The sequence below is a fragment of the Bradyrhizobium sp. FW305-F6 genome (genome assembly GCF_058782905.1).
The window spans coordinates 1-13775 of record NZ_JBYSYD010000002.1 but is presented as its reverse complement, the minus strand read 5'-3'; the positions used below and the strand labels follow the sequence as shown (position 1 = coordinate 13775).

Below are 13775 nucleotides of genomic sequence, written 5' to 3'. Positions count from 1 at the left end.
TTGCCATGGCGATCCGTTCGGTCGTTACACGCGGGTACGGCTCCGGCGGATCAATCCCCCTGGTGGTCCGGCGCGGCTTTGCGCCATCGGTGGCTGCATCCGGGTCGCTGTCGGCGACTGAGCCAACCGATACCGCGGCGTTTGCCGTCGGATTAAGCGTTTCTGGCGTACTATCTGCGACCGAGATCGCGGATAAAGCCGCTTTCGTCGGTACAGGTGTTTTCGGCTCGCTTGCGGCGACGGAGGCCGCCGACGCCGCGGCAATGGCCGCCGGCTATGCGGTTAGAGTCAGCTTCGCGGCGACGGAGCCAGCGGATACGGCGAGCCTGGCAGGCGCAAATATTGCCATTCTAGCCGCTGCCGAGGCCTCGGACGTACTTGCGTTTAGTATCAGCGTTTCGAACCCGGCTTCGGGCTCCCTCGCTGCCGCGGAACTGCAAGACGGCGCGGCATTCGCTGCGCTCGTCACCGGAAGTCTGATCAATCCTTTGGGAAAGCTAAAGATGTACACAGGCTCGCTGGGAGCAGTCTCGAACCGGGAGGATTGGATTTTCGCGATCGAACTCATTCAAGAGGATGGGACGCAGTTGGACATTTCCGGCGCTTCAATCGCGGCCTACCTCTGTCCTTCTGACTGCCCCAATACGCCTGTGCTCACGGCGACTACTGACAACGATCTGATCACGCTAACGAGCGCCTACACATTTCAGTGGCACTTCGACGCGGCTTCGATGGCAAGCCTTTGCAGCGCTCAGTATAGCGTCTTCTGCCGTATGACACTTGAGGGGTTTACCACCCAAATTCTGGCCGCGTCGGTCGCCATCGTTGATGGAGGACCCCCTGCATGACGACGCAGTCCGTCCGGCTCAAGATAGCAAGGCTTAGCGTATTCAAAGCAAAGACGGATGTTCGCTTCCCGGCGAATGTCTCAGTGGACAACTTTCTGACGGTTCTGCGCTCCGACGGCACTTATCAGTTTGGGGTCGACTACGATCTGGTTGGCGAGGCTCCCATTGTTGACCCGAGCACCGCTATGGTGGTGGTCCTTGATCGGGCAAGCGAGACATACAAGCTACAAAGCATTTCGTCGCTACTGGCAAGTGCTACGCAGGTTGTGCAGGAAGTTACCACAGGCGGGCCGGTCCCGGTGTTGCCAAATGCAGGTATCGTGAAGGTCAATCAGACCGTAGGCGCCCCGATCACGCTCAACATGCCCTTGGCTTCGATCAAGACGTGTCCGGTCAAGATCGTTGATTGGAAGGGGGATGCCGCGACCAACAACATCACCATTGCGCTTTCCGGTTCTGACAAGTTTCAAGCGAACCTTGCGAGCTGGGTCCTCGCCGCCAATGGCGCGAGCGTCAATCTTGATCCCATTTCTGGAGCCGGATACGTGATATGAAATCCCACTACAGGCTGCTTGTGGTGCTCGCTTCGGCGGGCTTTTTTATTGCCTCCGCCCGGGCCCAAACCTCTGGGTCAGTTTCTAACCATGCCTTCGCGCTCGGCAAGGGCCCTGGCATTCAAGGCTTCACTTCGCTGATCTGCGGCAATGCGCAAATTCCGATCGGCCAAACCTCGGCAGATCCGATCTGCGCCGCGCTGTCTGGCGATGTCACGATGAGCGCCTCTGGCGTCACGGCGATCGGCGCCAACAAAGTTACAAACGCTCACCTCGCTACGATGGCGGCGAACACGACGAAGTGCAACGCTACCGCCGGCAGTGCGAACCCGACTGATTGCACTGCATCCACGATGCGCACAAACCTTGGCCTAGTCATCGGAGCCAATGTTCAAGCCTGGGACACTGATCTCGACTGTATCGCGGCTTTGTCGTCAACGGGCGTCATCTCTAGAACAGGCGCCGGCACTTGTTCGGCTGGGGCTCTTGCTCTCAGCGGGCTTGCTACCGGAACGCAGGACTCAGTTATCGGCTATTGGGGATCGACATCCGCCAGCGCCATTGCGATCAACAACTGCACGGGCGCGCTGACTTATTCGACGACGACCCATACTTTCGGCTGCAACGCCACGGCTGGTACGGGTACGGTTACGAACGTGGCCTCCGGCTACGGCCTGACAGGTGGGCCAATCACTACCACCGGCTCGCTTGCAGTCTCTCTGATGACCGCCAGCAACTTCATCAGTGCGGACGTCAGCCTTGGAACTGTCGGTACCTACTACGACGGCCCCATGATGACGCAAGGCACGTCCGGAACGTGGGTGGTGTCCGGAAATGTGCTGCTAAGCACGACCAATTCCACTGGCGATCCATTCTTCTGCAAGCTCTACGACGGCACCACGACGTTTGCCACGGGCGGGATCAACACCACGACAGCCAACGGTCGCGCGAATGTCACGTTCACCAACGTGATAGTCACGAGCCCAGCCGGCAATTTGCGCATTGCCTGCTCCAATCAACAGACCGCGACGTCAGGAAAGATCAACGCTGCCAATGCGGGCGGCGGCAATCTGTCCAGCTACATCACCGGCATTCGAATTCAATAGCGAAGATGGAGAGACCAATGTCCTGGCGCCTCGCTCGCGGGCTTGAAAAGCTGCGAGCTCAAGTCAACGAAAAATGGCCGAAACGGTCCAAGGAATCGGATGGGAGTGTCGGGGATACGTCTCATTCGGCGCGTGTCTCGGACCATAATCCCGACAGTTCCGGCGTGGTCCACGCGATCGATATCACCCACGACCCTAAAATCGGCTTCGATAGCTACGCTTTCGCGGACATGCTGCTGGCGAAGCAGGACAAGAGGCTCAAATACGTGATCTCGAACCACCGTATCGGTTCAGGTCCGGCCGGTCCGCAGCCGGGCGTCTGGCGCAAGTACAGCGGGGCCAACCCGCACGATCATCATTGCCATATTTCGATCATGTCTGGCGCGCTCGCAGACGACACGCGGGACTGGGATATCAACACCGCGGTGCAGGTGGATCCCGTCATCCAGCCGGACTATGTCCCGCCGCCGCCGACCCTTCGGAAGGGGGCCAAGGGCGATCAGGTCAAGAGCCTGCAAACCCTGCTTCTCGCCGCCGACATCAAGGTCGCGGTCGATGGTGACTTCGGCCCGAAGACAGAGGCCGCAGTGAAGCAGTTCCAGGCCGCTCACGGATTGGTCGCCGACGCTGTGTGCGGTCCCATGACGTGGGCAGCCTTGAAGCAATCCGCCGCGTGACGGCATCGCGCATCATCCATGGAGACTGAAATGACTTCCGATACGATCTGGCAGATCATCCGCTATATCCTCATTGCCGCCGGCAGCTTCGCCACGGGCAAGGGGTGGGTCACGGCCGACCAGGTGACTTCGATCATCGGCGCTCTCGGCACACTGTTCGCGGTCGGCTGGGGCCTGTTCGTCAAGGCGGGCACTGCAACCGTTCCCGCAGCGACCGCGGCGCGCTCTGACGTTCCGACCGTCAGCCAGGCGACCGGCGTCGTCACCAAATGACTTGGCTTTCTCTCGCGCTCACGCTTCTCAAGATCGCTTCCACGATCATAACATGGGCTCGTGAGCGCGAGCTGATCTCGTATGGCTACGACCAGGCCATAGCCGAGCAGGCCGAGGCCATCCTGAAAAAGACGGACGTGGGCAAGGCAATTCTGGAGAGAGTGAATGCGCTTTCTGATGACGACGTTGATGCTGAGCTTCGTGGCCTTGAACCCAAGTAGCTGCACACCTCAGCAGATCGACAGCTTCTGCCAGGTTTACAATCAGGTGGTTTTGCAAAAGGGCGATGGCACCATCGTGGCGTCTCCCGGAGTGAAGCGACGCTTGCTCGCCAACGAACTGACCTACCGGCAGCTTTGCTCGGGATATAGGAAAACATGACTTTTGATCCGACCATCAACGCCGGGAACCTGATCGTCGTCGCACTCGCCATCATCGCTTTCATCGGGGGATGGTACAAATTCGGGGGGCGACTCGACATGCTCGAATATCGCGTCAAGGCCGTTGAAGACACATTGAAGATCATCGCAACCGCGATCGAGAAGCAAAACGCGACGGAGAAGCTGTTAGCGCTTGTTGATCAGCGCGTTGTCGCCGTTGAGGGGCTGATCGAAACGGCGAACAAGGAAATAGCCGACTTGCGCCGTGGAAATGGCTTCATTCAGGAGCGCCGCGGCAACGTGGATGGCGAGTACAAGCGCTAACGCACTCAGGTGCAGCGGGGCTTCAACGGGCTTTATTTGCAGTATTGTTTAGGATGTGTCGCCTTGATCAACCTAATGACCCGTCTGAGTGACCTCAGGGCGAGGCCCACCACTCGGCTGGAAATGGCGAGTTCCAGTCGGCTCGATTGTCGTTCGCAGCCGATGGGAGGTGTAATTCATTCCCCTGCTTTTTGCTGAAAAGTCCCGATATGCGCATCATCTTGCGAAGCCGTTCCCATACCTCCGGAAATGTGTCGAGCATCGAATTTCTCATTTGAGAGAACACGCTGCATTTCCTCGATTGCGGCGAGTCTCCGCTCGATTTCGACAATCGATTTGAACTGGTCTCGTCGAAACAGGACCTGCGTCGGCTTCTTCATAGGTGCTCTCCGCTCTGCGAAATTGCCACTATTTCCCGAGTCTGTCTTTAACCTATCTTACAAGGGCCTCCATGAGGCCGTCCGACGGACTGTCTTCCTATCGGAGCCACCAAATAAGCCAAACAGTTGCCGCGCTCGAAAGACGGGGCACGACCGAACGAGCTACGTTGTATGATGTCCTTACGTTCATTGGCCAAGGATCGACGACGGAGCCGGCTCCCGAGAGCGAGACCTCAGGAGCTGGGCTTGCAGCAACTTACGAAGCGACCTCCTCGCGCCGTTGAAGGGAGCCGCCGGATGTTCATGACGCTTGGACAGTACCTTGCTGAATCCGAGCGTTACCGGCTAGCAAGAGAGCAGGCTACCAACCCATTTAGCCGCTCGCACCTTGAGGCCATAGAACGGAGCTTTACGACACTGGCGGAGAGCGAGGCAGCCTCAGTCGTTCCAGGAGAACTGGAGCGGCAATAGACCAGCGCATGCGACCTTAAGTGTTGCAGGAACTACCAACGCTGCCATGCATTTGAGGAGCATGCCCAGGTACTTCTTCCACGTCTATAACGTTGCGCCCAACCAAGATCAGGAAGGCGAAGACCTCCCGAACGACGAAGCCGCGTGGCATGAGGCTACGAGCTACGCGGGCGCGCTATTGAATGACATAGACGGTAAGTTCCGGCCCGGCCAAGTGTGGAGCCTGGAGGTGGCGAACGAAGCCGGCAAGCCGCTCTTTTTCATCGGCATCACATCGAAGAAATTGAAGTAGCTGCTCCGCTGCCCTCCGTTCCGCCTTTGGAACGGAACTCACCCTTTGCTGTTTATCTTCCCTGCAAGGCTTTCAGGAGGACGCCGATGACCGAGCACCGCCGGAGACTGAAGCAGACCCGCTCCCTTGAGGAACGGATGGCCGAGCAGGCAGCCAAGCTCAAAGAGCAGGCTAGTCAATTGCCGGCCGGAGCGGAACGCGAGCGCTTGCTGCGACGTGCGAGGATTGCCGAGACCGGCGCTCATCTGAGTGATTGGATACAGTCCCCGGGCTTGCGGCCGCCGGGATGAACAAATCGCCGATCGAACTGCTCATAGAAGTACAAAGGGATATTGAAGAGCTGAGACGGATCGCCCGACAGCTTCCGCCAGAGATTGCGCGCGTTTTGCAAAGATTTGCGGACCAGATGGAAGCACGAGCTCGGGCAATCGACCAACTCGTGTAGCAAGACAACTAATACGTCGCCCCGTTTGGGGGCCGTTCCCTGAGCAAGAGCGAGTGAAAGTCGCCTCAGGCCGCCTGTCAAACTTCCTTAGGATCGGCCGGTTGTCTCAGGAGAGGGGGGTGAATTCTACGGACCTTCGGCTGAGAGAAACGTTCGATGTGCGAAAGCCGGCTTCAAGCCAAACTCTTGCCTGTACGTGACCCGCCTTCATGGAGCTTTCATTACCCCACCAGGAGTTGAACCTGAAGGCAGACCTTGGCAGCGGCCTTCCAATAATGTCATCGATTTCGGAGAATGAGAGAGTGAGCGATCGCCCTCGCATCGTTTCGAGCTTTTGCCGGAGTGGATCGTAGATGCTCATTGGATCTAGCCAAAAAGGCCACTGAACATCAAGGTAAGTTGTGGTGCAAGCGGGGGAGTTGGGAACGCGTGAGCAGGCCAGATTCACGATGACCAAGGCTGTTGGACGCCGGCCCGACCAGAGAAGACAATGCCAGCAAGAACGCGCAGATGAGGTCAGCGACTTGGCTGCAGCGGTCACCCTGCTGCCGGCAACACAAAGGGCCGTGAGGCGGCCTCAGTCTTCTGTCACCTCGAAGGCGGGAACGCAGCGCATCTACTCGCGTTTTCGTGGGGAGGTGGCGATATGAAACACATCGTCCTGGTTGTCGATGATGATCACATGGTGCTCGAGGTCGTCGCAAACATGCTGGAGAACCTGGGGTGTGACGTGCTGACAGCGAATAGCGGCACGGAAGCCTTGGAAGCACTCGGTTCGAACATCGGGATCTCGATTTTGATCACGGACATCAACATGCCCGGCATGGACGGACACGAATTGGCCGAGCGCGCCAGGAGGCTTCGTCCCGAGCTCAGGATCCTCCAACTGTCCGGCCGGGAGCGACGGCGAGATGGCTTCCCGATGATCCGGAAGCCGTTCGATGAGGAGGAACTCGCCCGGATGATGCAGCAAACCGTCGGATTGTGCTGAGGCTTTTAAACCGATGGCCTAGCGGCGCCTAGCCCAGTAGCTTCGGCAAGCAAGCCGTTTTCGATCGAGGAGCTGACCGACCTTCAACGCTCCTCGGTGGGGTGCACCCATTTATAAGGCGTGATCTGCCTTGCTTCGGTCAGCTTGATCATGCGGGCAGGTGGCGCGTAGCGCGGTGTGCGACAGGATCGGCATTTCAGCGAAGCTTCGAGTTTCCAGAGTGGCGTATCGGGGCGGCGGCGGATGGCGTCGAGCGGCAGGCTCGCTCGCTGCTTGCATCGGACGCACTCCACTTCAAGCCACAGGAGCCCTCCGTTGATGCACTGACCGATCGTCGGGGAGGGCTGGGCAGGGCCGCCGTAACCCTCCATACGGATGGACCAGGCTTCCGCCTCCGCCCTGTCAGCCTCGCGAACGGCTGCCTCGGCGCGCTCACGGGCGCCCTGGGCGTGGATCTTCGCGCCCATGATCCGGCCGCCCCAAATGACCTCACGCGACTTCGTGCTCATGGGAGATAGATTCCGGCGAATGGAGCCGGAAGCAAGCCGCTAGGGATAGCAGGGTCACGTGCTGTCGGATCAAATAGATTGGTCAAGCATTAACACGTGAGCGAACGGGAATATTTTGAAATACCGAATTTGAAGTTGCTCCGTCGGGCAAAACAGTGGTTCATGAAGCGCTGGTTCATCAACAAGGATCAGCACATATGGCCGACGAAGACGAGGGCTCGTCCGAACTCTTCAGGATTGCAAAACTTAACGGAGACTTCCGACGTAACTATGGTCCGCTGCTGGGCGCATTCCTGTATCTGAGGTCGATCAGCGCCGCCCGCGGGCGTTCATGGTTATGGGCCGGGCTTGCTTCGCTTCTCGGCTCGGCTGCCTTGGGGTGGGTGAGCCAACACTTTTCTTCGTTGGTTCGATGATCCTTCGATGGAAAGAAGAGCGATATGCGAGACCGGTGGCGCACTTGTTAAGCAGCTCGCGCCGAATCCTGAAGGCTGCAGGGTTCAAGCGGTGCCGCGCCTAAAGGCATTCGCAAAAACTAGAGTCGAAGCTTGCGCGATCGGTTGGGAGTGTACCAACCATCGGCGAGCTTTGCCGAACTCCCGTCAAGAGCTGTGGCATAACCATGGCATCGGCGAAGGGGTCGGGACATGGCGCAGGCGCGAAGGGTTGCTGACGCAAGCCAGGTGCGGGTGCGGGCCGCGCAGTACATTCGCATGTCCAGCGAACAGCAAAGATATTCGACCGCAAACCAGGCACTTGCGATCGCAGCCTACGCGATCGAGCACGACCTGGAGATCGTGCAAAGCTACATCGACAAGGCGAGGAGCGGATTAACGATCAAGGGCCGCAGCGCGCTGCAGCAGCTGCTTCATGACGTGAAGACGGCAAGGGCGGATTTCAAGGTGATCCTTGTGTTCGACGTCAGTCGCTGGGGCCGCTTCCAGGACGCGGATGAAAGCGCCCACTATGAGTTCATCTGCAGAAGCGCCGGCGTTTCGGTTCAGTATTGTGCCGAGCAATTCGACAACGATGGCAGCTTCATGTCGAACATCGCAAAGCAGCTGAAGCGCATCGGCGCCGGTCAGTTCAGCCTTGATCTATCGAAAAAGGTTTTCGCCGCGCAATGCCGCCTGGTCACACTTGGATTTCGCCAAGGTGGTTCCGCGGGCTATGGCTTGCGTCGTGAGCTTGTTGATGCGGCTGGCCGATCGAAGGGATTTCTAGCCAACGGCCAGCGCAAGGCCTTACAGGAAGACCGAGTGCTGCTGCGACCCGGCCCACCGGAGGAGCAGGAGGTCGTCCAGCGCATTTTCCGTGCATTCGTCGAGGAGCGAAAGTGCCCGTCGGCTATCGCCAAGGAGCTGAACGGCGAGGGCATTCTGAACCAGTTCGGGCGGCGATGGACCAGCTGGACGCTCCGTTATCTGCTCAAGAATGAGCACTATATCGGAGTCAACGTCTACAATCGCAGCAACTGGAAGCTGGGACAGAAACCCAAACCAAACCCGCCTGAGGCTTGGATCCGCTCGAAGGCATCGTTTGCGCCCATCGTGAAGCCATCGCTGTTCTGGAAAGCTCAGAAGATTTCCAGCCGCCGACGGCTGCTGCTGTCGGATCGCGACATGCTGGACCGCTTGAAGGCCCTGCTGGTCCGGAAAGGGGAACTGAGTAAGTCGATTATCGATGCGTCGTTCGATCTTCCCGGCAACGGCGCGTATATCAAAAGGTTCGGTAGCCTCAGGAAAGCCTATGCCGCGATCGACTACTACCCGGACAGCCTGAGATATCAAGACGGGCGCCGCGCGGTCATCGCGACTCTGGTTGAAGTTAGGGAGGAGTTTGTCGACGAACTGGTTGCGTTCGGGCATTCGCTCGCTTTCGACCCGAAAACAGGCCTCATCACCATTGATGGGGCAGTTAAAGTCACGATCGCAGTAGCGCGCGCGAACATTGCCCGCGGCAAATTTCCGCGGTGGGGCCTCAGGCGCTGCATCGACCAACGGGCCGATCTCGTCGTGGTCGCACGCATGGACGAGGACAATCGCGAGGTCATGAGCTATGTCGTGCTGCCGCCTGCGCGCTTGACCGGCGCGTTTTTGCTCACGGGAGAGCGCACGCCTGGCAACATCAACAACAGCCAGTTCGCAACCCTGGAAGAGGCCGTCGAGGCCGTGCTTCGTTTCAAGGCGCGCAAAGCGAGGCGTTCGGCAACCGGCGCCAGTCGGAAATCAGTTCCGCACGGCGGGAGATGACATCCGCAGTGGAGCCCCGGAAATGGCCGTGGCCGTTCACCCAACAAAAACGCCGCCCGCTTAAATATGACGCGGGCGGCGGGCTTCCAGCCCCGGGGGGAATGGCAATTCCCCGGTGATCATTAGTGTGCACAACACATGCCAAGGTTTTGTGTCACGTATTGAGACATCCGCAGAGGGGATAAGGACACTAAGTGAACAGATGTCTTCGTCTGAGACGATGAACCCGCCCATCCGATTCAGGCGCGCCCTCGTGCAGCGCAACGTTGCACGCCTGACGCTAGCCAAGCGCAAGTGCAGCGTCAGTTGTTTGACTTCGACTTATCGTAAAGCTGCTGTGGGATCTGGCCGGTGATATCGGTGCCATCGGAGAGCCGCCATGCCGCCACTCCGAAACAGACGGTCAAAACGACTGCCACGACCATCAGCAGCATCGATAGAAACTGGCTCATACCGCACTCCTGAACGCTGTGTGAGCGAGCACGGCACAACGATTCGGAAAATACAGACCCGCTGACCTACCGCCAGTTATCCTCAGGTTGTAAAGCGGTGGAATTACATCGGAAGTCTTTTGCCCGCCGCGACTCAGGCGCCGACTTCGCCGGGCGCAATTCTGGGCTAGGGCGTGTACTCATAAACCGCGATGTCCGCTCATCTCCCAGCAGCGGCGCGGAAGCGGACATTGCGAGGTCCGAGAAGGGCCATAAGCGGAAATCGCAATCAGGCAAGTGGTGCCGCTAATCAGCAACTTTACGATCCAGCATTTCTCGCACGCGAAGCGCCAGTTTTGCCAGGGAGATGGGCTTCTCCAGCAAGTCCACTCCTTCCTCCAGCCTGCCCTGATGAACCACTGCGTTACGCGAGTATCCTGTCATATAAAGAATTTTAAGGCCGGGACGGATCTGCTGAGCCCGTCTGCCGAGTTCGCGGCCATTGATCCCAGGCATCACGACGTCGGTGAGCAGAAGATCGACCTTAGGCGTGTCCTGCAGCAGAGTGGTCAGCGCAGCCTGTGCGCTTGGCGCAGAAATAACGCGGTAATTAAGGTCTTTCAAAGCGTCCGTTACGTAGGCCCTGAGGTCTGCATCGTCCTCGACAACAAGAATAGTCTCCAACTTCTCGGCTTCGGGCACTGTCTCATCGGCTTCGGTTTCGGTCGGAACACTGCTTCCATAGTAGCGAGGGAAGTACATCCTGATACTGGTGCCCTGGCCAACCTCGCTGTAGATCTTGACGTGGCCACCCGATTGCTTGACGAAGCCGTAGACTTGGCTGAGCCCAAGTCCCGTTCCTTGGCCAGGCTCCTTCGTCGTGAAAAAGGGCTCAAACGCGTGCTCTAAGACGTCGTTCGACATGCCGCTGCCGGTGTCCGTTACGCACACCACCACGTATTGACCCGGCGACAGCTCCGGATTGATCCGGGAATAGTCGTCATCGGCCGAGACGTTCACGGCTTCTACTGTCAGTTTGCCGCCACTGGGCATGGCATCGCGAGCGTTGATGCAGAGGTTGATGATTGCCGATTCAAGATGATTTGCATCGGCTTCGATCTGCCAAAGACCTGCACTTCCGACAGTCTGAACCTCGATCCCTTCTCCGAGCGTGCGTTGCAGAAAATCCTGCAAGCCGTTTATAAACGTATTGAGATTGATCGGTTTGGGATCTAGCGCTTGTCGTCGTGAGAAGGCCAGCAGGCGACTGGTCAGTGCCGCAGCCCTTTGTGCGCCTCGTTTCGCGTTTGTGAGCGCGCGTTGGATGTTCACGCTGCCTACAAGATGGCGACTATGCCGCTCAGCAGTTTCGATGTTGCCGAGCACTATCATAAGAAGGTTGTTAAAGTCGTGTGCGATGCCGCCGCTCAATTGGCCGACGGCCTCGAGTTTTTGGGACGCTGCTAGTTGTTCTTGGACCGTCCGCAACTCGTCCTGCGCTTTTTTACGTTCGGTCAGATCACGGGTAACCTTCGCAAATCCAACGAGATTGCCCGCATCGTCCGAAATACGGTCTATTATAACGGAGGCCCAGAAACGAGTGCCGTCCTTACGCATTCGCCACCCCTCAGCCTCGAAGCGACCCGTCTCGGCGGCTTGTGCGAGAGCTCGTTTCGGTATTCCAAGCTCAAGATCCTCCGGCGTGTAGAACTGACTGAAGTGATGCCCGATGATCTCGGATGGAGTATAGCCTTTGATCCGCTCCGCGCCCGGATTCCAGGTGCTCACATTACCTGCTGGATCGAGCTGGAAAATCGCATAATCGACGACCGCTTCGACAAGTCGGCGATAACGGCGTTCGCTCTCCAAGAGATCGAGCTGAGCCTGATGGCGTTCTGTGATGTCCCGAGTAACCTTCGCGAAGCCGATCAGTTCGCCCGCTTCATTGCGGATGGTGTCGATCACGACCAGCGCCCAGAACCTGGTGCCGTCCTTCCGCACTCGCCATCCTTCGGAATGGAAACGGCCGGTTTCGCGTGCAGCAGCTAATGCAGCTTGCGGAGCTTCTTTGTCCCGTTCTTCAGGCGTATAGAAGGTCGAGAAAGGCTTTCCGATGATCTCATCAGCAGAATAGCCCTTGAGCCTTTCTGCGCCGGCATTCCAAGTGCGAACGCGGCCCTCAGGGTCCAACATGAAAATGGCGTAGTCGACAATAGCATTTACAAGCAGCTCGAAGCGCGCATCCCCGGTGCGTTCAAATAATGATTGGCTCATTTTTCCTGGGGCGGCAGAACAGCGGATCTATGAAACGCCAAGGCAGGTTATTAGTTCCGTACCTTAATACCTAAACGACTTGTCTCGAAAAAGGTTGGCACCCGGGGTGGCGGGTATCGTTTACTAATACTTGTGTCTACATCTCCGGCAAAACGTTTGCGTTCATGGACGCTCAATGCCGGCGGATCGGCTCGAAGCGGGCGAGCTTCGTCGCGCCATCCCAAAGCTCGACGGCATGCCCATCAACGAGCTGCCTAGCCCTATCCCTTGCTGCTGATTCGTTCGCGACCTCAAGGTCGATTCGACGCTGTATGTGCCCATCGGCGTCGATGATGTACGCACGAAAGTTCGGCATGATCCCGCCCCAAACTGCTACGTTCCGGCTGGAACGAGTTTAGAGGCGATCTAAAATCCTAGTCAATTCGCCGGACGGTCTCGCGCTCGCCACACCCGTCCTGCCCTCTGATGCACGTCCCCCATCGACTGTAACAAAATGAGGCCGCTGCAGGGGCCGCCGCGGCCTCGTTTCTCGAAAATAGTCCGGGTGAAAGAGGTCTAAGTGAACTATGAGCCAGCCCCGGTATGGCTAACAAAGCACTGCTTTGTTTCAGCTGTATTTCGTCGCGGAGAGAAAATGCTGTTCCTTTGAGGAACTTACGCTCCCTGCCCCAGGGAGGCCCGCCGGGGCTGGCGAGCTGGCGGGCCTTCAACCTCTCGGCACAAGCTGCGTTTACGCGACCTGCCCGTAGCAGCACTGTGGCAGACAATGGCGGGGACTGGAACTTGGACTAGCATGTGCTACGATTGAGCAGGTCAGCGGTCGGAGCATGCCATGCTCATTCTGTTCGATGATGCAGAACATCGTGCGCGACTGATCGAGGGCATCCGGCGTCGCATGGATGAAGAGATCGAAGAAATCGCTTTGACTGTCTGCCAAGGTAGGACTGCCGAGCGCCCATTGCGCCGACTCCGTTTGCTAACGAAGCTGCTGGCGTCACTTGAGAGCAAGAACGAAAGCGCGCCGCCGGTGCATGCGAGCGGGATAGATCCCAACTAGGGGCGCTCAGTAAGCGCTTGAGCGATGGCTCAACAGGCTACGCACCCACAATAGATTAAGCGAGCCAACGTCTGCTTCGGGTCAGAAGCCGTCCATGCCGACTAAGCGGGGCGGCTTCCGCTTAATGTCGGAAGCTGACATTTATGAGGACACGCCCTAGGACGGAGCGCGATCGAGCAGGCTAGGAAGTAGCGACTGGAAAAGGAAAAGCCGCAGTGCGGTCCAGCCCCACTGCGGCTCGTTTCCCGACAAGTTGAAATTGGCTGATGCTCAAATCGCGCCGGTGTTCTTTCCATAGAACACCCCGTTCCGGAAATGGATTCCGTACAACTACCGGCGTGCGTTTTGTACGCATTGCCGGCCTCGGGAAAATATGGCAAGGCTCGGGTTCCAGCCCCAAGCTCCTGGCTGCCGATTCAATTGCGGATCATATGTGCGGATTCCGATCGATGTCGCCCAGGATTCCGAGATGATCTCGCCCACCATTCCGATTTGAAGTCGCCCACCCGTT

General features: G+C 58.1%; 19 protein-coding genes. 13 read left to right on the top strand and 6 right to left on the bottom strand.

Annotated elements, in window-relative coordinates:
- The first annotated feature begins 5 nt into the window (after positions 1-5).
- The 7 genes from AC3WLX_RS11330 to AC3WLX_RS11300 all read left to right on the top strand — a co-directional run bounded on the left by AC3WLX_RS11330 (position 6) and on the right by AC3WLX_RS11300 (position 4162).
- The gene (locus AC3WLX_RS11330; protein ID WP_492335971.1) at positions 6-848 is read left to right on the top strand and encodes a hypothetical protein; all 843 of its coding nucleotides are present in this window, start codon (positions 6-8) and stop codon (positions 846-848) included.
- Positions 845-1402 carry a hypothetical protein gene (locus AC3WLX_RS11325; RefSeq protein WP_492335970.1) on the top strand — a complete coding sequence of 186 codons (558 nt, stop codon included), beginning with the start codon at positions 845-847 and terminating at the stop codon, positions 1400-1402. The genes AC3WLX_RS11330 and AC3WLX_RS11325 overlap by 4 nt, the downstream gene beginning before the upstream one ends.
- Positions 1399-2508, top strand: a complete 1110-nt coding sequence (locus AC3WLX_RS11320) for a hypothetical protein (protein WP_492335969.1) — start codon at positions 1399-1401, stop codon at positions 2506-2508. The genes AC3WLX_RS11325 and AC3WLX_RS11320 overlap by 4 nt, the downstream gene beginning before the upstream one ends.
- A 17-nt stretch (positions 2509-2525) precedes the next feature.
- The gene (locus AC3WLX_RS11315; protein WP_492335968.1) at positions 2526-3185 is read left to right on the top strand and encodes a peptidoglycan-binding domain-containing protein; all 660 of its coding nucleotides are present in this window, start codon (positions 2526-2528) and stop codon (positions 3183-3185) included.
- 30 nt (positions 3186-3215) lie between these two features.
- Positions 3216-3458, top strand: a complete 243-nt coding sequence (locus AC3WLX_RS11310; protein WP_492335967.1) for a Pam3-gp28 family putative phage holin — start codon at positions 3216-3218, stop codon at positions 3456-3458.
- Positions 3459-3623: 165 nt separating this feature from the next.
- On the top strand, positions 3624-3839 hold the full coding sequence (locus tag AC3WLX_RS11305; RefSeq protein WP_492335966.1) for a hypothetical protein: 216 nt from the start codon (positions 3624-3626) through the stop codon (positions 3837-3839).
- The gene (locus tag AC3WLX_RS11300) at positions 3836-4162 is read left to right on the top strand and encodes a hypothetical protein (protein ID WP_492335965.1); all 327 of its coding nucleotides are present in this window, start codon (positions 3836-3838) and stop codon (positions 4160-4162) included. The genes AC3WLX_RS11305 and AC3WLX_RS11300 overlap by 4 nt, the downstream gene beginning before the upstream one ends.
- A gap of 176 nt (positions 4163-4338) precedes the next feature.
- On the opposite strand, the gene AC3WLX_RS11295 is transcribed toward AC3WLX_RS11300, so the two are convergent.
- Positions 4339-4542, bottom strand: a complete 204-nt coding sequence (locus AC3WLX_RS11295; protein ID WP_492335964.1) for a hypothetical protein — start codon at positions 4540-4542, stop codon at positions 4339-4341.
- Between the two features lie 532 nt (positions 4543-5074).
- Between AC3WLX_RS11295 and AC3WLX_RS11290 the strand changes: the two genes are divergently transcribed.
- Both AC3WLX_RS11290 and AC3WLX_RS11285 read left to right on the top strand, forming a co-directional pair.
- Positions 5075-5305: a DUF6894 family protein gene (locus AC3WLX_RS11290; RefSeq protein WP_492335963.1), complete on the top strand. Its 231-nt coding sequence runs from the start codon at positions 5075-5077 to the stop codon at positions 5303-5305.
- A gap of 86 nt (positions 5306-5391) precedes the next feature.
- Entirely contained in the window at positions 5392-5595 is a 204-nt protein-coding gene (locus tag AC3WLX_RS11285) for a hypothetical protein (RefSeq protein WP_492335962.1), read from the top strand.
- A gap of 261 nt (positions 5596-5856) precedes the next feature.
- Here the strand turns inward: AC3WLX_RS11285 and AC3WLX_RS11280 are convergent, their stop codons facing one another.
- On the bottom strand, positions 5857-6111 hold the full coding sequence (locus AC3WLX_RS11280) for a DUF7662 domain-containing protein (RefSeq protein ID WP_492335961.1): 255 nt from the start codon (positions 6109-6111) through the stop codon (positions 5857-5859).
- A gap of 285 nt (positions 6112-6396) precedes the next feature.
- Between AC3WLX_RS11280 and AC3WLX_RS11275 the strand changes: the two genes are divergently transcribed.
- On the top strand, positions 6397-6741 hold the full coding sequence (locus AC3WLX_RS11275; RefSeq protein WP_492335960.1) for a response regulator: 345 nt from the start codon (positions 6397-6399) through the stop codon (positions 6739-6741).
- A gap of 83 nt (positions 6742-6824) precedes the next feature.
- Here the strand turns inward: AC3WLX_RS11275 and AC3WLX_RS11270 are convergent, their stop codons facing one another.
- A complete protein-coding gene (locus AC3WLX_RS11270; RefSeq protein ID WP_492335959.1) occupies positions 6825-7250 on the bottom strand; it encodes a hypothetical protein in 426 nt (141 codons plus the stop codon).
- A 197-nt stretch (positions 7251-7447) separates the two neighbouring features.
- On the opposite strand from AC3WLX_RS11270, the gene AC3WLX_RS11265 reads away from it, so the two are divergent.
- Positions 7448-7666 (top strand): hypothetical protein, encoded by a 219-nt coding sequence (locus tag AC3WLX_RS11265; protein WP_492335958.1) that lies wholly within the window; start codon positions 7448-7450, stop codon positions 7664-7666.
- 231 nt (positions 7667-7897) lie between these two features.
- Entirely contained in the window at positions 7898-9502 is a 1605-nt protein-coding gene (locus AC3WLX_RS11260) for a recombinase family protein (protein ID WP_492335957.1), read from the top strand.
- Between the two features lie 302 nt (positions 9503-9804).
- On the opposite strand, the gene AC3WLX_RS11255 is transcribed toward AC3WLX_RS11260, so the two are convergent.
- From AC3WLX_RS11255 to AC3WLX_RS11245, 3 genes are all read right to left on the bottom strand, one after another.
- The gene (locus AC3WLX_RS11255) at positions 9805-9954 is read right to left on the bottom strand and encodes a hypothetical protein (RefSeq protein ID WP_291621562.1); all 150 of its coding nucleotides are present in this window, start codon (positions 9952-9954) and stop codon (positions 9805-9807) included.
- Positions 9955-10239: 285 nt separating this feature from the next.
- Positions 10240-12207: a hybrid sensor histidine kinase/response regulator gene (locus AC3WLX_RS11250; protein ID WP_492335956.1), complete on the bottom strand. Its 1968-nt coding sequence runs from the start codon at positions 12205-12207 to the stop codon at positions 10240-10242.
- Positions 12208-12379: 172 nt separating this feature from the next.
- The gene (locus tag AC3WLX_RS11245; protein WP_492335955.1) at positions 12380-12562 is read right to left on the bottom strand and encodes a hypothetical protein; all 183 of its coding nucleotides are present in this window, start codon (positions 12560-12562) and stop codon (positions 12380-12382) included.
- Positions 12563-13039: 477 nt separating this feature from the next.
- Here AC3WLX_RS11245 and AC3WLX_RS11240 point away from each other — a divergent pair, with 477 nt between their 5' ends.
- A complete protein-coding gene (locus AC3WLX_RS11240) occupies positions 13040-13264 on the top strand; it encodes a hypothetical protein (protein WP_492335954.1) in 225 nt (74 codons plus the stop codon).
- Positions 13265-13775 lie beyond the last annotated feature (511 nt).